Origin of the sequence: Frankia casuarinae, assembly GCF_000013345.1 — a bacterium.
Taxonomy (GTDB): domain Bacteria; phylum Actinomycetota; class Actinomycetes; order Frankiales; family Frankiaceae; genus Frankia; species Frankia casuarinae.
In genome coordinates this window covers 2,332,484-2,352,663 of sequence record NC_007777.1, presented here as the reverse complement: position 1 = coordinate 2,352,663, position 20,180 = coordinate 2,332,484, and the positions used below count along the sequence as shown (strand labels likewise).

The 20,180-nt window shown below is 68.0% G+C and carries 19 protein-coding genes; 8 read left to right on the top strand and 11 right to left on the bottom strand.

All coding sequences use genetic code 11. The annotated features are described in order from the left end of the window. Positions 1-446 precede the first annotated feature (446 nt). Positions 447-746, bottom strand: coding sequence for a hypothetical protein (locus tag FRANCCI3_RS27955; protein ID WP_083771072.1), 300 nt, complete (start codon positions 744-746; stop codon positions 447-449). Positions 747-982: 236 nt separating this feature from the next. On the opposite strand from FRANCCI3_RS27955, the gene FRANCCI3_RS24400 reads away from it, so the two are divergent. The 5 genes from FRANCCI3_RS24400 (at position 983) to FRANCCI3_RS26880 (ending at position 4,732) form a co-directional block, all read left to right on the top strand. Continuing rightward, positions 983-2,023 carry a homoserine O-acetyltransferase/O-succinyltransferase family protein gene (locus tag FRANCCI3_RS24400; RefSeq protein WP_011436432.1) on the top strand — a complete coding sequence of 347 codons (1,041 nt, stop codon included), beginning with the start codon at positions 983-985 and terminating at the stop codon, positions 2,021-2,023. Then, positions 1,998-2,549 (top strand): hypothetical protein, encoded by a 552-nt coding sequence (locus FRANCCI3_RS10045; RefSeq protein WP_023841229.1) that lies wholly within the window; start codon positions 1,998-2,000, stop codon positions 2,547-2,549. The genes FRANCCI3_RS24400 and FRANCCI3_RS10045 overlap by 26 nt, the downstream gene beginning before the upstream one ends. After that, positions 2,546-3,268 carry a TenA family transcriptional regulator gene (locus FRANCCI3_RS10040; RefSeq protein WP_011436430.1) on the top strand — a complete coding sequence of 241 codons (723 nt, stop codon included), beginning with the start codon at positions 2,546-2,548 and terminating at the stop codon, positions 3,266-3,268. Before FRANCCI3_RS10045 ends, FRANCCI3_RS10040 begins: the two co-directional genes overlap by 4 nt. Further along, positions 3,265-4,494, top strand: coding sequence for an O-succinylhomoserine sulfhydrylase (locus tag FRANCCI3_RS10035; RefSeq protein ID WP_011436429.1), 1,230 nt, complete (start codon positions 3,265-3,267; stop codon positions 4,492-4,494). The genes FRANCCI3_RS10040 and FRANCCI3_RS10035 overlap by 4 nt, the downstream gene beginning before the upstream one ends. Positions 4,495-4,564: 70 nt before the next feature. Further along, positions 4,565-4,732 carry a hypothetical protein gene (locus FRANCCI3_RS26880; protein ID WP_157858559.1) on the top strand — a complete coding sequence of 56 codons (168 nt, stop codon included), beginning with the start codon at positions 4,565-4,567 and terminating at the stop codon, positions 4,730-4,732. A 42-nt stretch (positions 4,733-4,774) separates the two neighbouring features. Here FRANCCI3_RS26880 and FRANCCI3_RS10030 read toward each other — a convergent pair whose 3' ends face one another. Beyond that, complete coding sequence (locus tag FRANCCI3_RS10030; protein ID WP_011436428.1) at positions 4,775-6,076, bottom strand: MFS transporter; 1,302 nt, start codon at positions 6,074-6,076, stop codon at positions 4,775-4,777. A 101-nt stretch (positions 6,077-6,177) separates the two neighbouring features. Here FRANCCI3_RS10030 and FRANCCI3_RS10025 point away from each other — a divergent pair, with 101 nt between their 5' ends. Further along, a complete protein-coding gene (locus FRANCCI3_RS10025) occupies positions 6,178-7,191 on the top strand; it encodes a GlxA family transcriptional regulator (protein ID WP_023841230.1) in 1,014 nt (337 codons plus the stop codon). A gap of 414 nt (positions 7,192-7,605) precedes the next feature. On the opposite strand, the gene FRANCCI3_RS10020 is transcribed toward FRANCCI3_RS10025, so the two are convergent. The 5 genes from FRANCCI3_RS10020 to FRANCCI3_RS10000 form a co-directional block, all read right to left on the bottom strand. Beyond that, a complete protein-coding gene (locus FRANCCI3_RS10020; protein WP_011436426.1) occupies positions 7,606-8,208 on the bottom strand; it encodes a phosphonate degradation HD-domain oxygenase in 603 nt (200 codons plus the stop codon). Further along, entirely contained in the window at positions 8,205-8,984 is a 780-nt protein-coding gene (locus FRANCCI3_RS10015; protein ID WP_011436425.1) for a phytanoyl-CoA dioxygenase family protein, read from the bottom strand. Before FRANCCI3_RS10015 ends, FRANCCI3_RS10020 begins: the two co-directional genes overlap by 4 nt. A gap of 93 nt (positions 8,985-9,077) precedes the next feature. Next, entirely contained in the window at positions 9,078-9,743 is a 666-nt protein-coding gene (locus FRANCCI3_RS10010) for a GPR1/FUN34/YaaH family transporter (protein ID WP_011436424.1), read from the bottom strand. A gap of 108 nt (positions 9,744-9,851) precedes the next feature. Next, a complete protein-coding gene (locus FRANCCI3_RS10005; protein WP_023841231.1) occupies positions 9,852-10,691 on the bottom strand; it encodes an isopenicillin N synthase family dioxygenase in 840 nt (279 codons plus the stop codon). Continuing rightward, positions 10,688-11,860 carry a cobalamin-independent methionine synthase II family protein gene (locus tag FRANCCI3_RS10000; RefSeq protein WP_011436422.1) on the bottom strand — a complete coding sequence of 391 codons (1,173 nt, stop codon included), beginning with the start codon at positions 11,858-11,860 and terminating at the stop codon, positions 10,688-10,690. The genes FRANCCI3_RS10005 and FRANCCI3_RS10000 overlap by 4 nt, the downstream gene beginning before the upstream one ends. Before the next feature lie 247 nt (positions 11,861-12,107). Here FRANCCI3_RS10000 and FRANCCI3_RS09995 point away from each other — a divergent pair, with 247 nt between their 5' ends. Together FRANCCI3_RS09995 and FRANCCI3_RS09990 are read left to right on the top strand one after the other, a co-directional pair. Further along, positions 12,108-14,321 (top strand): PQQ-binding-like beta-propeller repeat protein, encoded by a 2,214-nt coding sequence (locus FRANCCI3_RS09995; protein WP_035941677.1) that lies wholly within the window; start codon positions 12,108-12,110, stop codon positions 14,319-14,321. 159 nt (positions 14,322-14,480) lie between these two features. Continuing rightward, entirely contained in the window at positions 14,481-16,625 is a 2,145-nt protein-coding gene (locus FRANCCI3_RS09990) for an ATP-binding SpoIIE family protein phosphatase (RefSeq protein ID WP_023841232.1), read from the top strand. A 108-nt stretch (positions 16,626-16,733) separates the two neighbouring features. Here FRANCCI3_RS09990 and FRANCCI3_RS09985 read toward each other — a convergent pair whose 3' ends face one another. From FRANCCI3_RS09985 to FRANCCI3_RS25305, 4 genes are all read right to left on the bottom strand, one after another. Further along, positions 16,734-17,777 (bottom strand): S1C family serine protease, encoded by a 1,044-nt coding sequence (locus FRANCCI3_RS09985; RefSeq protein ID WP_011436419.1) that lies wholly within the window; start codon positions 17,775-17,777, stop codon positions 16,734-16,736. A gap of 139 nt (positions 17,778-17,916) precedes the next feature. Beyond that, positions 17,917-19,008, bottom strand: coding sequence for an enolase C-terminal domain-like protein (locus FRANCCI3_RS09980; RefSeq protein WP_011436418.1), 1,092 nt, complete (start codon positions 19,006-19,008; stop codon positions 17,917-17,919). Positions 19,009-19,360: 352 nt separating this feature from the next. Next, on the bottom strand, positions 19,361-19,762 hold the full coding sequence (locus FRANCCI3_RS27295; RefSeq protein WP_051623852.1) for a hypothetical protein: 402 nt from the start codon (positions 19,760-19,762) through the stop codon (positions 19,361-19,363). 123 nt (positions 19,763-19,885) lie between these two features. Next, complete coding sequence (locus tag FRANCCI3_RS25305; protein ID WP_023841235.1) at positions 19,886-20,092, bottom strand: hypothetical protein; 207 nt, start codon at positions 20,090-20,092, stop codon at positions 19,886-19,888. Positions 20,093-20,180 lie beyond the last annotated feature (88 nt).

Sequence of the window (20,180 nt, the reverse complement as noted above, 5' to 3'; positions counted from 1 at the left end):
GAACACCCGCCGCGACGGACGCGGCGCCGGGTCCCGCGCCTGCGGTGACCCGGCCGGAGCCTCCTGCGACTCAGGCTCCATGAACATCATGGATCTCCGATCACGCCCTCCGTAGCCAGCTCACACCCACGAGGGTGTCTCACTCAACCCCGACAGAGAGGGCAAGGACGGTCCCTACCGCGACCGCCCGGACTGCTTGCCAACAAATTTCCGCACCTTCAGCCAAAGGGCTTGAGAGTTCATGAAGGCTGGGTGTAGGCTCCCCATTGTGGAGCAAGAGGGAAATTTGGACCGCAGACCTCCACTAGTGCCACTTAATTAACAGATCTTGATTTTGCCTATCGTTCACTTCATCCACCTTCGTCGATCCTGGTCTTGGCGTCGATCGAGTCGCAGATGATCGAAAACTGGTCGACCATAGCGAGACGCGTGCCGGTCATTTCTGTTTACGGAAGGTTGATCCTGAAATCGATATCAACTACGCGCGCACGCGGAACTGGGGCGATCGGTGTCGCGGCGGCCGACTGGGGTCGCGGGAGCCAACAAGTGATCAAGAGAAGACGAGGCCGACGATGACCCAGTTGTCGCCAAAGCCGACCTGCCGGTTGCCCCTTCGCGGAGCCGTCGTGGAACCAGCCGGCGGCCCACACCTTCTTCCCCGCCCGGTGGAACAGGGTGTCATCGACCACGACAGTCAGCGGCCCGGCCGGGAGCAGCCGGTCGACGACGACGCGGGCGAGTGCCAGGCCGACCCGGTCGGGCGACCAGACCGCCCGCGCGAAGAACCGGTGCGCCTATCCACATCGTGAGTGGGGTGACATGTTCGACGGAAACGATCATGTCATCTCTCATCATGCGTGCGTCATGATGTGCGGCGAGGACCGCGCGGCACGCAATGTTTATATCAACTAACTGACACGTCGACAGCTGGCCGCGAGCAGCGGCGCGGGGCTATTCTTGCGGTCGAACAGGGGAAGGAAAGATGCCGGAGAAGCCACCTCATGGATCCCTCCGTGTCGGAGTCGTTGACCTCATGGCGGCCACCGGCCGAGGAACAGGAGGGCAGCAGTTCGACCGGCTGATAAGAAACGCGGCGAACAGCGCCAGAGTGGCAGTCCACGTCGATGTGGTGGACCTCGACCCGACGACCAGCCATCCCCATCTTCCGGGGTCACGAAGCGATTGGCAGCGAATAGCATCATTCGATGCTCTGGTGGTGACCGGCGCACAGCCACAGAATTCCCACCCAGAGAAGGACCCGGGCTATCCGGTGATCGAGCGGATTCTCGACCTCAGCCGGAGACGGAATTTCTTCACTGTGTTCTCCTGTCTGTCTGCGCATTTAGCCCTCCACCAGATGTGCGGCGTGCAGCGCCGCCGACTGGCACACAAGAGGGTCGGCGTGCTCGACCATCAGACCGTCGCACGACGCGGCCCGCTCACCGTCGGGCTGCCCGACGTCGTCACCATGCCGCATTCCCGATGGAACACTGTGGACCGTGACGAACTCGTCGCCTGCGGCGTGCGCCTGGAGCTGCTTACCGGTGGCTCTGACTGGGCGGTAGCGACCAGTCAGGACGGGGTCCGTCAGGTCTTCGTCCAAGGTCACCCGGAGTACCTGCCCGACATGCTGCTGCGGGAGTACCGCCGCGACGTCCGGGTCTTCCTCACGGACCCTGACGCGCCGTACCCGCCGATCCCGGAGGGCTACCTGGCCGATACCGCAAGCCGGCGGCTCGCCGCGTTCGCCCGGCGCGCCCGCAGCCAGCGCTCTCCCACGCTGGCCACACAGCTGCCCACTGTCGGGCCGCTGCCTGACGTCGCCCGGCGGTGGACCGCGGAGGCGACCGCCATGACCGCGAACTGGATCCGCAGGGTCGCCGACGGATCCACCGGGAGGATCAATGACCCACCTACCCGACCAGCCGCCGGACGGCACCAGGATGACCTGGTCCTGGCCAACGGATGTTCGTCCGTACAGTACGGACCTCGCCTCGATGCTGGCCGCGAGCGTGATCGATGACGGCATCCTCGGCTTCACCGAGCCGGTTACGCCGGCCCAGGGCGTGGGCTTCGCGGAGGACCTCGCCCGTCGGGTCGGCACAGGCGAAGCGCTCGTCCTGCTCGGCCAGGACGACGAGGGCGTCTGCGCGATGTGCGTCGTCGCCCTGAACTCGATGCCGAACTGCCGGCATCTCAGCGAGGTCAGCAAGGCATACCTGCGTCCCCGGATCCGTCGCACCGGTGCGGTGATCGAGCTCGTGTTCGCCGTCTGCGAGCGACTCGCCGACGTCGGGGTGGAGCGCGTTCTCATCGACGTCCGCGAAGGCTCCCCAGCCCACCGGGTCTGGAGCGGCTTCGGGTTCACCACCTACGGCGTGCTGGACGACTACAGCCGAGTGCGGGGCATCAGCCACCGCGGCCTTTACATGACTCACGCCGTGTCCGAGCTACAGGCCGTCACGGCCGACCGGCTGGCCCGTCGTGCCGATCCCACTCGCCGCCACACCACCCCACAAGCCGCCATCGCAGAGAGGACGAGCCGATGACGCTCCCGCGGGACAGGTTCAGGGCGTCCCTGGAGGAGACCCTGCACCAGCACCTCACCATCGCCCACCCGGTGTTCGGGCTTCTACTGGACGCGGACAACCCTCAGCCGCGTTTCCTCCAGCAGGTAGCGCTACAGGGCTACCAGCTCACCAAGCACTTCCTTACCTACGTCGAGCACCTGTTCTTCTACTGCCCGCTCCCCCGGCACAAGCGGCGCCTGCTGCACAACCTCTACGAGGAGGAGACCGGGCGGATCTCGAAGACGCGGAACCACGTCAAGCTGATGCAGGACTTCCTGCTAGCGATCGGGATCGACGACGAGACCCGGGATGCCGCCGTCGCGCTGCCGACGACCCAGGAGCTGATCGACTACCGGCTCGCGGCGGTGAAGGATCCGGATCGCTATCACGTCGGTGCCGCCGCGGTCACCATCGCGAGCGAGGGGCAGAACCTGGAGAAGCTAGGCAGCGAGAGCCGCGACATCCTGTTCGGTCGGGTGTACGGGCTCGAGCCGAGGGACCTGCTGTTCTTCTCGGTGCACCAGGTCGAGGACATCACCCACACTCAGCAGGGCCTCGACCTCGTCGCAGACCTGTGCACGACGGAGCAGATGCAGCAGGAGGCGCTCTACGCCGTAGCGCATACCTGCGAGCTGTTCTACGGCATGTACGAGGGCATCTACCAGGAATACCTGGCCGGACGGCTGCTGCCCGCATGACGCCTCCGTCCTCCAACCGTACGGCCTCCGGCACCCGCCGCGGACTGGCGACGGAGGCGGTGCGTGCCGGCCATCGCCAGTCCGTTGACGACCAGCACAGCGAGGCGCTGGTACTCACGTCGAGCTACCTGTTCGACGACTCGCACGACGCGGCGGAGAAGTTCGCGCAGCGGCGCCCCGGCAACGTCTACGTCCGGTTCACGAACCCGACGGTGCGCGCGTTCGAGGAGCGCGTCGCGCGGCTGGAGGGTGCCGAGTCCGCCGTAGCGACCGCGTCCGGGATGGCCGCATTCTTGGCGGTGTCGCTCGGGCTGCTGCGCGGCGGGGACCATGTCCTGCTTGCGGAGGGTGTCTTCGGCACCACGACCCGGCTCTATGCTCACTATCTGGACCGGTTCGGCGTCATGACGACCGTCGTTCCGGTGACCGACCCGGCCGCCTGGGCGCGCGCAATGCGTGCGCAGACCAGGATGCTCGTCGTTGAGAGCCCCACGAACCCGGTAATGGCCGTGGCCGACATCAGGTACCTCGCAGAGCTCGCACATGCCGCCGGCGCGCTGCTGCTGGTCGACAACACCCTGTGCACCCCGGTGTTCCAGCAACCGATCGTGTTTGGCGCAGACCTCGTTCTGCACTCCGCCGGCAAGTACATCGACGGTCAGGGCCGCTGCGGCGGCGGCGTTGTCGCCGGCCGCGCGGGCCTGATCTCCGAGCTGCACGGTGTGCTGCGCACCGCGGGCCCGAGCCTCAGCCCGTTCAACGCGTGGATCTTCCTGAAGAGCCTGGAGACGCTGCCGGTGCGGATGCGGGCGCACGACGCCAACACGGCGGTGGTGGCTGCCTGGCTAGCCGACCAACCGGACGTACGGGCGGTGCACTACACCGGCAGCGCGGATCACCCGCAGCGGGAGCTGGTAGCCGCCCAACAGTCCGGGCACGGCGGAGTGATCAGCTTCGAGCTGTACGGCGGCCAGCAGGCCAGCTGGTCGTTTGTCGACCGGCTTGAGCTCGTGTCGAACACGACAAACATCGGGGACACCAAGTCGATGATCACCCATCCGGCAAGCACCACCCACGGCCGGCTCACGCCGGCACAGCGCGACTCCGCCGGCGTCACCGACGGCCTGCTGCGCCTATCGGTCGGCCTGGAGGACGTCGAGGACATCGTCGCCGATCTGGCCCGGGCGTTCGCAGCGACCAGGCCTGCCGGGGCCCGCGCCCGATGAACCCGCAGCCGACAGCCCCGCAGGCGCCAGGCCAGTTCGATGAGCAGGTACTCGGTGCGCGGAGCCCTCGGTGCCGGCTACCTGGTCCGCCGGCGCCCCGGACAACGCCGTGACGAAGCTGGCCGCGGTGCTTGCCCGGCTCGCCGGGCACCGATTCCCGATCATGCTGACGCCGGAGAAGCGGGTGTTGCTGGAGACCATAAGTCGGCGGCCCGGCCCGAAACGCCACGGCGTGTGATCCCGGTTTTTCCAGGGCTCGACAGGGTGCCACGCAGACCGCTCATTGCCGGGAAGCGCCGGCGGGGACGGCCGCCGGGCGTGGCGCGGGCAGCCGGGCGATCAGCAGGAACGACACCCCGACCAGCAGCGCCTCGCCCATCGCGACCTGCGTATAGGAGTTGTACGAGTCGGCGACCAGCGCGCCCAGCTGGCTGGAGAGAGCGGCGCCGATGCTGTGCAGCGTCCACAGCAGACCGAGGCCGGTGGCCCGGGCGCCCTCGGGCAGCACCCGGCCAATCCACAGCGTGGTCGCGACCACCGTCGCCAGATAGCTCGCCCCGAAGATGACCCCGAAGGCCAGCGAGGCGGTTACGGTCGCGTCGAAGGCGACGAGCACCATCGCCCCGCCGCGCAGCGCGTAACCGACAAGCAGGGTCTGCCGGACCCGGCCCCGGTCACACCTTCGGCCGGCGGCCAGTGAGCCAAGGATCTCGAAGACGCCCAGCATGGCGAGGGTGCCACTGACGACACCCGGGCTCATGCCATGTTCGTGCAGATCGGTGACCAGGTGAACGTCGACAAACGCCATCGTGATCCCACAGCCGGTGAACGCGACGGTCAGCGCCAGGAACACAGGGTTGGCGGCTGCCAGCCGCAACCGGTCCCCGAAGCCGAGCCGCGCGTCGTCCGCGGTCCCGGGTGTGCCCGGCGTCGCCGTAGGCGCCGGCTCGTCCTGGCCGGACAGCCGATACAGCAGCAGCGCAAGTGGGGTCAGCACGAGGAGCATCGACAGACCGGCGACGACGAAGACGGCCCGCCAGGACGCGAACGCGCCGAGCCACACCCACAGCGGCACCAGCACGATGAACCCGACAGCCGGGCCGTTCGTCATGACCGCGTACGCCAGGCCCTCCCCGCGGGCGGTGAACAGCTCGCTGGCAAGCTTTCCCAATGGAACGTACGAGAGCATCGTGAAGGCGAAGGCGCCGAGCACGCCGTAGACGGACGCGAACAGCGACACCCCCGGCGCCGCCGCGCAGATCAGGAAGGCGGCACCGGCGAGCACCGTTCCGCTGACCAGCACGGCCGCGCCGCCGAACCGATCGGCCAGCACCCCGACGACCGGGCTCGCCACCGCGATGACCACAGCGAAGACCGTCGTCGACCAGGCGAACGTCCCGCGGCTGACACCAAGGTCCACTGCGATCGGCGAGAAGTCCACTTGAATCGTGTTCTTCAACGCCGACCCGGCCAGCGACAGCGTGAACGCGAGCGTCGCGGCGAAAATCAGCGCCGTGTTCCGCCGGCTACGACCAGCAGGGGACGCGACTTCAGGTGCGTCGGCGGCGTCTCGAGTCGTCATCGGGTCCGCATCCTTCGGGTCGGCCCGGCGGGGCAGCGGCTTGCTGGACACGAGGCCAGAGTGCCGGGCGCCGAGTGCGCAGCGGAATAGGCTGTTCTGCCGTGCTGCATAAGGAAACGGCCACTCGCCACGCCGTGGTGGCCCTCGCGGTCCCGGCCACCGTCGCGATGGACCTCGCGATCCCGGCCCAGGTGTTCGGCCACCTGGACCTGGCCGAGCATTACACGTTCACGCTGTGCACGGAGCAGCCTGGCTCGCTGCCCACCACCACCGGCTTCGCCTTGGAGGTGGCGCACGGGCTCGCCGCGCTGGATGCCGCTGACACCGTCGTCGTCCCCGGGTACGCCCCACTGGTCACACCCGCACCAGGGGTGCTCGACGCGCTGCGCGCGGCTGCCGACCGCGGCGTCAGACTGATGTCGGTGTGCACCGGAGCGTTCGCCCTCGCTGCCGCCGGGCTACTCGACGGTCAGCGGGCCACCACCCACTGGGAGGACGCGGGCGACCTCGCCGCCCGCCATCCGACGGTGCAGGTGGACCCGAACGTTCTCTACGTCGACGGGGAGCGGATCCTCACCAGCGCCGGAGTGTGCGCGGGGATCGACCTGTGTCTGCACATACTGCGGCGCGACCTCGGCAGTGCCGTCGCCACCCGCGTCGCCCGCCGGCTGGTGGTGGCGCCCCATCGCGCAGGCGGCCAAGCCCAGCTGTTACGCCGCCCGGTGCCCGGTCCAAAGCCCGGCTCTGGCGGTCCTGGCAGGCTGGCCGCGACCTGCGACTGGGCGCTGGAACGGCTCGCCGAGCCACTGTCCGTCGCTGATCTCGCCGGCCACGCTGGCTACGCGACGCGCACGTTCGCCCGGCGCTTCATCGCCGAGTACGGCGTCACGCCCAGGCAGTGGCTGCTCGCCCACCGGATCGCCGAGGCGCGGCTGCTGCTCGAGGTGACCGACCTGCCGGTGGATCGGATCGCCGCCCGTTGCGGACTGGGGACCGCCGCCAACCTGCGGATCCACCTCGCCCGCGACGCCGCCAACACGCCGTCCGCCTACCGCGCCTCCTACCAGGGCCGCCCGCGCCGAGCGAGTGGGCGTGCCGACGAACTCGCCCCGTAACAGCCGGGTCCAGACGAAGTACCGGCGTGGCGTGTTCGATGAGGCGATGCTCGACGCCTGCGAACGGACGATGCGCGGCGTGTGCGCCGACTTTGGCGCGACCCTTGCCGAGTTCACCGGCGAAGCGGACAGCGACACCGTATCAACGGCGGCAGGCTCACCCCTCATTCACGGGTTGTTCACCCTGGCCCGCACCTGGCGGCAGCGCCAAGTCATATCTTGGCCGATTTCGCTGACTTCGCAATACGAAAGCGCTGGTTCCATCTACCCAACGAGCCGGGGACAGCCCATCACGAGCTGGACTTCCGCGTCGGCGGGCACGAGTATCGCCCGCGGCACGGGCCTGACCCGCACAGAACAGTACGCGTTCCTCGCCTTCACGGATGACGGGCGGTCAGGGGCCATACCCGCCTGTCAAACCACCGCGGAAGCCTCATTGACCAGCCGGCAGACAGCCGGACGCCAATGGTCAAGTTCCGGTACCGCGACGCCGGCTCGCTTGGCGTTGTCGTCCCATCGACGCAACGCGATGGCGAGGTCGGCATGTGGCAGGCAAAGGAAGGCATCGACTTCTCTGCCAGTCATCGGGCCGCCTTGGACGCGTAGGCTTCGGGTGGAGGCTACGGACAGGCTGTTGGCGTAGGCGGGGTCGGTGGCCACGAGATAGCGCTTGGCTTTGACGTGCAGCGCGACCGGAGTGCCGATATCGGGGCCGAACCATCGGGTCAGGTAGCGTGCTCCGACGATTTCGTGATGGAGGTCTTCGGCGAGGAAATTGTGGTGCGCGTCGTGTTCGTCGAGGAGGAGATGGCCGATATCGTGCAGCAGCGCGGCGACCTGCGCGGCCTGGTCATAGCCGTCGGCTTCGGCGAGGGCGGCGGTTTGCCGGGCGTGTTCGAGTTGGGTGACGGTTTCGTCGTATTGACTTTGGCCAACGGCGGTGAGGTAGGCGAACAGTTCATCGCAGAACTCGTCCGCGCCAGTGAAGGTGCCGTGGAGGAGCCGGTCGGTATTCATGCAGATTCCTCGGCGCCCCGGGCGCTGACGTGGCTGTCGCCGGTGAAGTGGCCGATGAGGCTGATTCGGTCGGTGCCGGCGGCTAGGCGGTGCTGCTTTTCCTGGTAGTAGTGGTGGCGGTGGTCACCGTCGGAGGCTGCGTTGTAGGTGAGGTAGATGGCCCGGCGACGATGTGGTGAGGTGTTGACTCCGGAGCGGTGCGGGACGTACCAGTTGAACCAGAGCAACGACCCAGCGCGGACGGGGACGGGTTTCCAGAGGAGGGTCTCGGCGAGACTGGCGGGGATGCAGCCGACATCGTCGGTGGGGAGCGGCTCGTGGTGCATGCCTTCGACGACGTCCAGGCAGCCATTGTCGGTGGTGGAATCGTCGATAGCGATCATGCAGGTGATGGTGGACCGGACAAAGGGGTAGGCGGGCGCGTCCTGGTGTGGGGCGAACCCGGCGCCGCCGGGTTCCTTATAGTTGATCTTTTCTTTGTAGAGGACGGCGGGCTCGCCGAGCAACATGCTGGCAATGTCGAGCAGCGTGCCCCGGGTGAGCAAGGCACGCATGCCGTCATGGAAGGGCACGATGTTCTCGGTGCGGCACCGCACCGAGAATCCGTCCCCGGTGGTCTCGTCGTACTGCAGCAGACCGTCCTCGCGGCCCGGCAGGGCCTCGATCTCATCGACCCAGCGTCGCACCTCCCGCAGGCGCTCCGGGCCAAGGAAGCCGTCCATGAGAAGAACGCCACTGGCCTGCCAGGTCGTGAGGTCAAGGGAATCGGTCAGCAACGTGAGCCTCCGAGGAGCCGGTCAACCAGAACGTCTGTGTAACTCTTGTATCAAGAAGAGACGCTGTGATGCAACTTTGTTACAGCGACCGAGTCAAGATACGAGAGGCTTACCGAGAGGAAGTCCACGGCCACCGGTCTCGCTCCACATAAGATCGACATACAGGTAGACGGCGACGGCAACGAAGGCGAAGACCACGTACCCGCCGAGATGGATGAAGGTGGTGTTGGCCTCCAGGGTGCCGACGAGCAGCAGGACGAGGGCGACGTCGACCAGGCCGAGGAGCAGGGTGAAGCTCCAAGGTAGCCGTATGGTGACCAGAGTGAGCATGGCAATGGTGACCAGCCAGCAGATCAGCCAGATGGCTTGCGTGTGCACGATCTGGGCATCGGGGATGCCGTACCAGTTGTGCCCGAGTCCGAGGGCGAGTGCGGCGTAGCTGGCGTAGAAGCCGAAAAAAACGGCGAACAGGCTAGCCGAGGCATTTTGCCCGAGCGCGGCGGCCCAGACGGTAGCCAGCAGCAGCCCGATCGAGGTTGCGGCGAGGATGGTCGGGATGCCGGCGGCGGCGGCCTCGGCGGGCACGTAGCCGGCGTCGACCAAGCCGAGTCCGAGCGCGCCAGCGATGGTAATCGGGATGCCGACGATGCCGGGGTTGCCTCGCAGCGGGTTCGTGACCGGTGGGTCGGGCGGGGTTTCGGCCTCGGTCAGTAGCGGTACATGCGTTGCCACCGATGCGGGCGGGGCATCAACGGTCATGGCGGATCGCCTTTCTGTTCAGGGGATGACTGGGCGCGCGTGGGAGCCGTGGGGCGCGGGGCGCGCGGGCCAGCACGAAGGCGGGTTGCGGTGTGCCGGTGGATCAGGTCAGCTCTCGGCGGCGAGCAAATCTGCGTGGTGGAGTTGCGCGACGTCGGCGTGGGCACGCAGCCGCACCTTGAGGATGTTCTCGCCGTAGGTAGCGAGGATGGGGTTGTCCGGGTCAGCGCTGTGTCCGCCCGTTGCCTGGGCGGCAAGTTCGGCGGGCAGGTCGATGGGAGTGAGGGTGGCGTCCAGGCGCGGGTTGAAGAAGTAGATAACCGAGAATCGCCGCACGCCAGCGGGTGGGCTGATGACGCGGTGGACGGTGGCCTTGAGGTAGCCGTGGGTGGCGAGCTGCAGCATTTCGCCGAGATTGACGACCAGGGCGCCGGGCAGATGCGGGACGTCGAAGAAGCATCCGTCGCGCTCCACCTGCAGTCCACCGACGGCGTCTTGCAGGACGAAGGTGAGCAGCCCGAAGTCCCGGTGGGTGCCAACGCCTTGATGATCGCAGCCAGGTCCGGACGGAGGGTAGTGGATGGCTTTGATGGTGGCCTCGCCGAGGTCGATCTCCTCGCGCCGGTCGGCCCGACCGTTCGTGAGTTCACCACCCAGTGGGGTGTAGCCACGGAAGTGTGGCGACCGGGTCATCGCGATCGCCATTCGATCGGCTTCGGGCAGAGCGAAGAACGCTCGGGTGACCTCCTCGACCTCCCGGAACAGGGTGTCACCGATGCCGTGCCCCACCAGGTAGAAGAAACCCACGTCATGGCAGGTCTCGCGCAGTCGCTCAAGGAACCGGCTGCGCACCGCGGGATCAGTGCCAGGGTCGAACTCGCGCAGGTCGAGCACCGGCAGCGCCGCGTCGTGCTCGGTCGTGCTGTGGGTCGGGGTGGTGCTGGTCATGACCACAGTCGATCGCTGGCCAGTCGAGCGCCGGCGGTGAGGGATTCGAGTTTCGCCCAGGCCAGGCTCTCGTCGACGGCGAGGAAGGTGGCGAAGGACGCGAAGCCGCAGTCGGTTCCGGGGATGACGCGCTCGCGGCCGACGATGTCGGCGAAGCGGGTGATGCGCTGGGCGATGAGTTCGGGGTGTTCGACGTAGACGCTGGAGGTGTCGATGACACCCGGGATGAGGACCTTCTGCTCGGGAATCTTCGCGTCGGCCAGCACCTGCCATTCATGTGCGTGGCGGTGATTGGCGGCCTCGAATACCAGCCCATCGGCCTTGAGCTGAATGATCGTGTCCAGGATGACGTCCAGGCCGACGTCCTTGTGGTGCGGGCCCTGGTAGTTGCCCCAGCACAGGTGCACCCGCACCCTCGCCGGGTCGATATTGCGTAGCGCGTGGTTGATCGCCTCAACGTGCACGCGCAGCCGGTCCAGGAATCCCTGCTCGGACAGGTGCGCGTACTGGATGTGCCGACCCATCGCCAGATCCGGGGCGTCGATCTGCAGGACCAGCCCGGCTGCGGTGATCGCCTCGTACTCGGCCCTCATTCCTTCGGCCAACGCGAACAGGTACTCATCCAAACTGGCATAGAACTGGTTCGGAAGATAGAGCGCGATAACTCCAGGTGACGCGGCATTCATGAACCGCTCGGTCGGCTGACCCGATCCTGCCGAGATTGAGCTGACGCCGGCTGCGAAGTTGGCCAGATCGGTATCGAGCAAGGCGGTGCCGGTGTAGCTGATCGGACCGGTACAGGTCGGTGTCGCGGTCTCCAAGCCGGCCAGGGAACGTTCGGCCATGCCAGGGTAGTCGTCCAGATCAGCGATCGACAGGCCGCCGCCCTCGGGAACGGCAACGTCCACGTCGAAACCGGTGAGGCGTTCTTTGACGTAGGTGGCGTACCCGATCTTGCTCATTTCGCCATCGCTGATCACGTCCAGCCCGACCTGCGCCTGATGGCCGACGACCACGCCAACCGCGTCCGCGATCCGCTCGGGCAGGTACTCGGCGTCCGCGACCGAGAGGGTCTCCTGTTCCCGGGCCCGGATCAGCTCGGCCAGCCCGGCCGGTCGGGGCAGGCTGCCGGTGTGCGTGGTCAGGATGCGGTCGCTGCTGAGTTTCATGACAGTTCCTCCATCAAGTGGACTAAGCGGTACAGACGGTTCCGGACAGCACCGGCCACCCGGACAGCCTCGTCGAGGCCGCCCCCTGTGACTGCGGTGGCAGCGCGAGGCCGGGTGGGGTCATGGCGGTGACACTGACAGGCCAAGGGAAACTTTATCTAAACAACATCTTACTTCCGTAAGGAAATTACATACATAATGATGCGAAGGGTTGTAAATGATCTATTGTCGGAGACTAGACTCAGGCATGCAGATCATCGGCGCCGTGCTCACCATCCACGGCAACGCGCTCGCAGGGATCGCGGTAAGCGACGGGCGGACCTGGACATTCACTCGCGACGACGGCTCGTTCAGCCTCCGCACCGTGCCGGGGCGCCCGGTCTGGGCCCGGCGCCCCAACGGCTGGACGGGCCGCTGGTGGCAGCACCCGGCAGCGGGGGAGCCGGTGCTGTTTCAGCTGCACCCAAGCCGCACCGGCAGCGATCCACAACCACCCTCGGCTCCCTCAGGGGAGCTGCGATTCGCGCACATCACGGACACGCATGTCAGCGCGATCGACGGCGACCCGTCCCAGGCGGTCGAGCTCGCCGCCCGCTACGGCGACCAGACGGACACCACCAGCGGCCTGCACCACGCGCTGCGGACCGCAGCCGACCACGGCGCGGCATTCGCCGTGATCACCGGTGACCTCACCGACCACGGCACACCCGAAGAGTTCAGGCGCGTACTCGACTCCCTCGCCGCAGCGCCGCTGCCGGTAGAGATCGTGCCGGGTAACCACGACCATTACGGCCACCGCCACCAACCCCACCCCAGCGACACCCCCCACGGTGGCGGGTTTCTCGGCGCGGCTACCCTCACCCGCTACGAGCAGGCCATGGGCCCGCGCTGGTGGTCAGCTGACCTGGCCGGCGTGCACCTCCTCGCCCTGGACTGGTTCAGCGCCTGGTGCGCGATCGATGACACCGATCAGCAACGCTTCATAATCACCGATCTCGCCACCCGAACCCCCGGGCTGCCAGTCGTCGTGCTCACCCACGACCAGCCCGACCACGACACACTCGAACTGATCCGCTACAGTGCCGCACCCGACAGCCTCCTCGCCGTCCTGTCGGGACATTGGCATGCCGACGCGCAGCGCAACGTCGGCGGCTGTCACCTGCTCAGCACGCCCGCAGCCAGCTTCGGCGGACTGGACTGGTCACCACCGCAGCTCCGCCTCATCACCCTCACCCCCGGCTTGAGAACTATGGATCTACGGCACGACACGATCCCGGCGCTACCGAAACCGCCACGGTCACCGACCACGTCTCGCGCCGATGCCCCGGCCTCGCCCCGCACCACCAGCCACTCGATCGGCGCCCATCAACATCTGGGCACCCTCGCGACCATCGCCGGCACCGTCATCGCACCGAGCACCGACACCCACGGCGCAGGACACCTGACCCGCCTACACCCCTCCAACACCGGCAGTAACGACAGCCGAGTCGACGTGCTGTGGACGGTGCGCGCCGCAGACGACCCCATCACCGGCGTTCTCGCCGGCCATGACCAGATCCTGGCGTGCAGCCATGCGGGCACCCTCACCGCGCTCGCCCCAGCCACCGGCGCACCCCATTGGACCCGACACCTCCCACACCGGCAGCGACGCCGGCTGCTAGCCACCCCCATCCTCACCGCGGCGGGCCGGCTGATCGTCGGTGACGTCGGCGGCGTCACCTGCCTGGACCTCGACACCGGGGATATCGCCTGGCACCGCGACCAGCTCGGCCAGGTCGACACCCTGCTCACCTACGGAACCGGTCTGGCCACCGACCGCTTGGCCGTGCTGCCCCTCGGCGGCCCCACCCCGGGCCTGACCGCCCTGGACCTGCGCGACGGCACCATCACCTGGACCGATCCGCCCGGCACACCACCGCCCTCCAGCTCGCTGGTCGCCATTGACGGGACCGATGCGCTGCTGCTCCGTACCGCCGGACCCACCCTCGAGCGGCTGAACCTCTCCACCGGCCAGACTCGGTGGCGCACCACCCTGACCGGCCGCTTCTCCACAGCCGCTCCCCTGGTCACCGACGAGGCAATCGTGCTCGTCACCGGCGACGGCATCGCGCACCGGCTCGACCCGGATCACGGCGGCATCCTCGACCGCCAGCACCTGCACGGGCTGCGCCCCGCCTACGGTCCCTACCGGTCCACTGGTACCGGCGCGCCCACCACTGCCGTCCATACCCCACTCGGACCGATGATCGTGCTGCTCGATGGCAGTATCTGGCAACTGGACAGCCCCGCTGGTCCGCTGCTGGTCGGCGACGTCGCGGCGCCCGTCACCACCCAGCCTGTCCTGCTCGGATCGAACACCCTCGTCGTGCTCAGCACCGACGCGGTCGTTCACCTGCTCGACATCAACGCCACCGCAACCCGCCCCATGCTTGCCGGTCCGGCATCGCGGTCTGCCTCATGACCAGCGCCATCCGCAACCGAATTCTGGCACCTACCCGCGGGACCGCCACCCACCGTAGTCCCAGGCCTGATTTGATCCTAAGTTCCTGGGTATTAGACCAGGAGATGATCATTCCACACAGGGGGATGTGATTTAATGACGTCTGAGCCGAGGAGAACCTTGTCGGACGTTTCGTCGGACTACGCACTGGATGCCGGTTTCGATTCGCTACTGGGCACGCAACTGATCGATTTCAGTCCGACGGCGATGGTAATTATCGATCCGGATCTGCGGGTGCGACGGAGCAACCGGTCCTTTCGGGAAATATACGGCCTGTCTCCCGAGCAACTGGCGGGAACATCCATCCCCGAGCTGCTGCCGGATATGGACCCGCGGGTGTGGAAGCTTGCCCGGTGGGTCCTGGCCAGCGGTGAATCAGTTGAAGACACGGAGATCATCGGCAGGAGCGTGGCTTTCCCGCAGGAGGAACGCACCTGGCGCTTTTCGCACTTTCCGCTCCGGGACCGTGAGGGGGTGCCCGCGGCGGTTGGCGTGACGCTGGTCGATGTGACGGATCAGCGCCGTGCCGAGCGGAAGCATGCGGAAGCAGAGCGGCGACTGCGGCTGCTCACCCGGGCGAGCACACTCGTCGGGCGATCCCTGGAACTGGACGCCACACTGGCGAGTATAGCCGATTTTATGGTACCGGAATTCGCCGACACCTGCAGCGTGTACCTGCTCGACGAACCCCTTGACACAGACGCCCGACCGGAGCTGTTGGAATTGCGGCGCGCCATAAAAACACGCGTTTCCGGTCCGCCCCTGCAAAGTTGCGACATCCCGTTCTCAGCCGCCGGAGAGATCCTTTACTGCCACCGAAACTCTCCGATCTACCAAGCCTTTGCGTCGGGTCGCCCGTTTCACCACGCGGCCGACGATGAATCGTTGATCAGCGGATATCAGACTCCTGGATTCCTCGACTACTTCCGGCGGCTGCTGCTGCGTTGGGGGATCGCGGTGCCCCTGCTGGTGGGGCGCTACTTTCATGGGGTCATGGTTGTACATGTCGGCGTTTCCGGGCGTACCTACACCGACGACGACGTCGAGATGGCCGCCAACCTTGGTGGACGTATCTCAGCCGCCATCGCCAATGCCCGCGCGTACGCTCGCGAGCGGGAGGTTTCTGTCACGCTGCAGCGCAGCCTGCTTGCACCCGACATCCCGGCCGTGGCCGGAATGGACATCGCCTGGCGGTACGAGCCGGGCTCCCTTCCCGGCCGGTCGCCCTGCGCCGAGCCGGGTCCGCCGATCGACGCCGAGGTGGGCGGGGACTGGTTCGACCTCATCCCGCTCTCGGCGGGTCGGGTAGCTCTCGTCATCGGAGACGTGGCCGGCCGCGGTGTGACCGCCGCCGCCGTCATGGGTCAACTCCGCACCGCCAGCCGGGCGTTCGCCTCACTCGATCTGCCCGCCGACGACGTACTCACCCACCTGGACAACCTTGCCCAGACCATCGGGGCAGGGCCTGACGGTGCCTTGGCGAGCTGCGTCTACGCGATCTTTGAGCCCACCACCGCGACGATAGTCCTCGCCAACGCCGGCCACCCCCCTCCCGCCCTGCGTGATCCCGATGGCCGGGTCCGCCTCCTGACCGGCGGGGGCGGCGCGTTTCTCGGTATCGGCGGGCAAGTTTTCGTCCAGACCTGCTACCCGTTCCCCGTCGGGGCGACGCTCGCGCTCTACACCGACGGCCTCGTCGAGTCACGCGATATCGATATCTTCCAGGGAATCGGCCGGCTACAGCACGCTCTCGCGGACGCCGGCACCGCGGACGCCACCGCCGACCGGCTGATGCGCCTGGTCGATCAGGCCAATCGAGACGACGACGTGGCGCTCCTGCTCGTCCGGGCCGCCGCGGCCATCAACACTCGCACCCTTACCATCCCTCTCACCCTCGACCTCAGGGCCGTCGGACAGGCTCGCCACGCCGTCAACGCCGCGCTGCGTCGCTGGCAGCAGCCCGAAACCATCGAGACCGCGGAACTACTGGTGAGCGAGATCGTCACCAATGCGATCCGCTATTCCCGAGTCCCCGGCGAACTCGTGCTCCGCAGCGTCCCGACGGCCCTCTACATCGAGGTCTCCGACAGCGACAGTCACCTCCCCCGTGTCCTCCACCCCAACGAGCAGGAAGAACACGGTCGTGGCCTGATCCTCGTCGATGCACTCGCTGCCCGGTGGGGCACCCGCCCTACCCACTCCGGCAAGACGGTCTGGTGCCAACTCGACACCGGCACTGACACCGGCCCGGAAATCTTCACCTAGATCTCGTCCACGAACCCGCTGTCCCCAGGCGCGTGACGGCGCGTCGATGCATCCTCGGAAGCCCCGGGCCGAGCCCCGAGGTGGGACGCCGCATCGGCGGCGAAGCTCTCAGCCGGGCCGGTCGGACACCCTGACCTGCACTGTGTGGTCCCTGCCGTCTCGGTGGACGCCTAGCGTCACCATGTCACCCGGGGATACCTCGCGCAGCCTGGCGGAGAACTCCCCGGCGGAGGCGACCGACTTGCCGTTAAAGCTACGGATGACATCACCGGGTAGAACACCTGCCTTGCCCGCGGGCCCGCCGCGCACGACGGCCAGCACGAGCGCCCCGGCACGCACGTCCAGTCCGAGCCGCTCAGCGATCGCCGAGGTGAGGGTGGCGAGCTGGACGCCAACGAAGGCGTGCTTCACGGTCCCGGTGCGCAGCAACTGCTCAACGGCGTCAACCGCGGTCGCGGACGGTATCGCGAAGCCCAGCGACGAGGCTCCGGTCGACGGTGGGATGTAGGCCTCGTTGATGCCCACGACCCGGCCCTGGCTGTCCAGCAGCGCCCCGCCGGAGTTACCGGGCGAGATCGCCGCATCGGTCTGGATAAGGTCCACCAGCGGCCGCCCCTGCCCACCCTGCTGACCGGATACGGGCAGGTTCCGGTTCACGCCGGAGATGATCCCGGCGGTGACGCTGTTCTCGAATCCCAGCGGGCTGCCGATCGCCACCGCCAACTCGCCCACCTGGGGCAGATCCTTACGGAACGTCGCGGCGGGTAGGCCGGTCCGGTTCACCTTCACCACGGCGATGTCGCTGATCTCATCGGCGGCCTGTACCCGACCGGCCACCCGGCGGCCGTCGGCGAAGGCCACCTCGGCCTTTCCACCGGATGCCTGGGCAATCACATGCTGGTTGGTGACGATGACACCGTCGGCGCGGTAGACGATGCCGCTGCCCAGCTCGTTCCCGACCAGGATGGTGACAACGGACGGCTCGACGTCGGAGACGATGCCCGCAACGGCGCCGAGCCCGGCTCTGTCCGCGGCGGCGGCCCGGTCCGCCGTCGGCGAGCCGGGCCCGCCGCCAGTACCGCAGCCGGTGGCGCCCACCAGCATCGCGGCAGCGGCGACGATCCCACTGATCCAGCCGGTCAACCGGCTCACGCTCCTGCCATACCCGCCAGAAGCTCCTGCCATACCCATCAGAACAGCCCGAACGCACAGCGGGCGGGGCCGGCGCACACAGCCCAGCGCATCGACCCGTCCGGCCCGGTGCTGTGGTCCGCCTCGCCGTACGCCGCGGTCATCGGACCCGGAACCGTTCGGCGTCCCGCTGCCGCACCGACAGGCCCAGGCCGCACCGCGACCGATCCGGGACCAGCGTCCCGTCCGGCCGCGCATCGAGGACCCCGTCGAACAGCAGATGTTCGACCCGGACGTGGTCGTGGAAGTACTCGAGGTGCCGCAGATGCCACACCGCGGTGCAGGCGTGCACGCTGACCTGCGGCGCACAGTGGGCGGACAGGTCGATCCCCCGCGCGTCGCACAGCGCCGCCGCCCGCAGGAACCCGCTGATGCCGCCGCAGCGGGTGACGTCCACCTGCAGGCAGTCGACAGCACCCGCGGCCAGCATCCGTTCCAGACCGGACAACGTGTAGCCGTACTCGCCGGCCGCGATGTCCATCCCCGCCGGGCCGCGGTCCCGCAGCAGCCGCAACCCCTCCAGGTCGTCGGAGCTGACCGGCTCCTCGAACCAGCGCACATCCTGCTCCGCGAAGATCTCCGCCAGCATCAACGCCTGCTTGCGGCTGTACGCCCCGTTCGCGTCCACATAGAGCTCGACGTCGGATCCGACTGCCCGCCGGGCCACAGCCACCCGCTTCCGGTCCTCCGCCGGGTCCCGGCCGACCTTCATCTTCACCCGCGGGATACCCGCCGCCGCCCAACCCGACAACTGATCGCAGAGCTGGCTGTCCGGATAGGACGTGAAGCCGCCACTGCCGTAGATCGGGACCCGGTCGTGCACCGCGTCCAGCGCCACCACCAGCGGGACACCGAGCAGCCGCGCCTTGAGATCCCACAGCGCTATGTCCACCGCCGAGATCGCCTCTGCGGCCATGCCGGGACGGCCGATGTTCCGCACCGCCGCCTGCATCGCCGACCAGCAGGCACCGACCCGCAACGCGTCCCGGCCAGTCACCACCGCCGCCAACTTTCCCGCGACGACATCCGCGGCAGCGAGATGGCAGTAGGTGTAGCCCAGACCGGCCTGGCCGCCGGTCCGGACCGTCACCACCACCAGGGTGACGGAACCCCACTCCAGCGTCCCGTCCGACTCGGGCTGCTCGGTCGGCACCAGGTAGGCGGCGACCTCCACGCTCTCAACCGCTGGCATGCCTGCTGTCTCCCCGAAACCGCGGCCCGCCACGCCTACCCGGTCGCCCAGGCTGCTGCCCCGGGACGGGGTGGGCGAGGTTGGCTTCCGTGGCCACGGAAGATCCGCCAGGCTCGCGGGGCTGGGCGGCCCTCCGGCACGAAATCCTCCTCCGAACGTTCACCTTGGCTGGCGAAGCCAGGAGACAACCTCGGCCCCCGCGACCCGCCGGTCACCTCAAGGCACCGGCGGCAGCCGCACCAGCCTTCGGCGGGACCGAGTCACCAGGGCGGTGCCGGCTCTGCCGGCGAGCGCCCAGGCGGTACTGCGAGACTTGCAGGCCAGTCTGATCAGCCAGATCCGGACAGGCTGGCTATGGCTGGCGGCAGCGCCGATGCTGGGCGGCTGCGCCCTCGGTCTGGCCGGGGCCGTCGCCCGCACCCCGCGCGGCCCGTCCCCTCGCCGCGGAGACCTCCTGCAGGGTTGGCTGCTCGGCCGCGAACGCTGACGCCGCGAACGCCGACGCCACCACGGAGTCGGCCAAGGCCAGCCGGCGGTGCCCGGGAACGGCCGCGGCGAAAGCGAGCATGCTCGCGGCATGCAGGCAGTCCGCAGCGACGCCAAGCCGGCCCGGCGGTAGCAGGCTCTGGACGAGATGGCGGGCTCCCAGCACCCGCACGGCTGCCGGCCGGGCGCGGCTGGAGGAGTGGCCGCCCGCGGCCCGCAGAACCAGCCCGGGCTGCGCCACCAGCAGGATCCCCCACCCGGTCCGCATGGCCCTGAGCGCCGCCCACCCGGTCCGACCGATCCGCCACATTGTTGGTCCCGCACATTGTTGGTCCCGCGGCTGGTTCCAGGCCGCGGGACACCGCCTCGGTTGCCACGATCCGTACCGTGGTCAGGTCCCCTGTTCGGACCGCTCCCGCTGCTCGTGGCCTTCGGCTTCCCTCTCGTGGGCCTGAGCCTGAGCCCGGGCCTCTTCCGCCTCGCGCTGCTCCCGGCCCTTCTCCTCCTGCTGCTGCCCCTCCTGCCGCAGCCCTTCGCTGCCGGTCACATCGGCTGCCGCTTTCTTGATCTTGCCTTTCGCCTCTTCGAATGCGCCCATGAGTGAGTGTTCCCTCCTGACTGACTTTTTTGGCAATCTTGGTGCCACCTACGGCGGCCGATCTGCACGGGCCGCCAAGGTAAGCGTT

What these genes read in the sequence shown, in the direction of transcription:
- FRANCCI3_RS24400 (WP_011436432.1), top strand. Translation starts at nt 983, where the DNA reads ATGCCGGAGAAGCCACCTCATGGATCCCTCCGTGTCGGAGTCGTTGAC.
- FRANCCI3_RS10045 (WP_023841229.1), top strand. Translation starts at nt 1,998, where the DNA reads ATGCTGGCCGCGAGCGTGATCGATGACGGCATCCTCGGCTTCACCGAG.
- FRANCCI3_RS10040 (WP_011436430.1), top strand. Translation starts at nt 2,546, where the DNA reads ATGACGCTCCCGCGGGACAGGTTCAGGGCGTCCCTGGAGGAGACCCTG.
- FRANCCI3_RS10035 (WP_011436429.1), top strand. Translation starts at nt 3,265, where the DNA reads ATGACGCCTCCGTCCTCCAACCGTACGGCCTCCGGCACCCGCCGCGGA.
- FRANCCI3_RS10030 (WP_011436428.1), bottom strand. Translation starts at nt 6,076, where the DNA reads ATGACGACTCGAGACGCCGCCGACGCACCTGAAGTCGCGTCCCCTGCT.
- FRANCCI3_RS10020 (WP_011436426.1), bottom strand. Translation starts at nt 8,208, where the DNA reads ATGAATACCGACCGGCTCCTCCACGGCACCTTCACTGGCGCGGACGAG.
- FRANCCI3_RS10010 (WP_011436424.1), bottom strand. Translation starts at nt 9,743, where the DNA reads ATGACCGTTGATGCCCCGCCCGCATCGGTGGCAACGCATGTACCGCTA.
- FRANCCI3_RS10005 (WP_023841231.1), bottom strand. Translation starts at nt 10,691, where the DNA reads ATGACCAGCACCACCCCGACCCACAGCACGACCGAGCACGACGCGGCG.
- FRANCCI3_RS10000 (WP_011436422.1), bottom strand. Translation starts at nt 11,860, where the DNA reads ATGAAACTCAGCAGCGACCGCATCCTGACCACGCACACCGGCAGCCTG.
- FRANCCI3_RS09995 (WP_035941677.1), top strand. Translation starts at nt 12,108, where the DNA reads ATGCAGATCATCGGCGCCGTGCTCACCATCCACGGCAACGCGCTCGCA.
- FRANCCI3_RS09980 (WP_011436418.1), bottom strand. Translation starts at nt 19,008, where the DNA reads ATGCCAGCGGTTGAGAGCGTGGAGGTCGCCGCCTACCTGGTGCCGACC.
- FRANCCI3_RS27295 (WP_051623852.1), bottom strand. Translation starts at nt 19,762, where the DNA reads ATGCGGACCGGGTGGGGGATCCTGCTGGTGGCGCAGCCCGGGCTGGTT.
- FRANCCI3_RS25305 (WP_023841235.1), bottom strand. Translation starts at nt 20,092, where the DNA reads ATGGGCGCATTCGAAGAGGCGAAAGGCAAGATCAAGAAAGCGGCAGCC.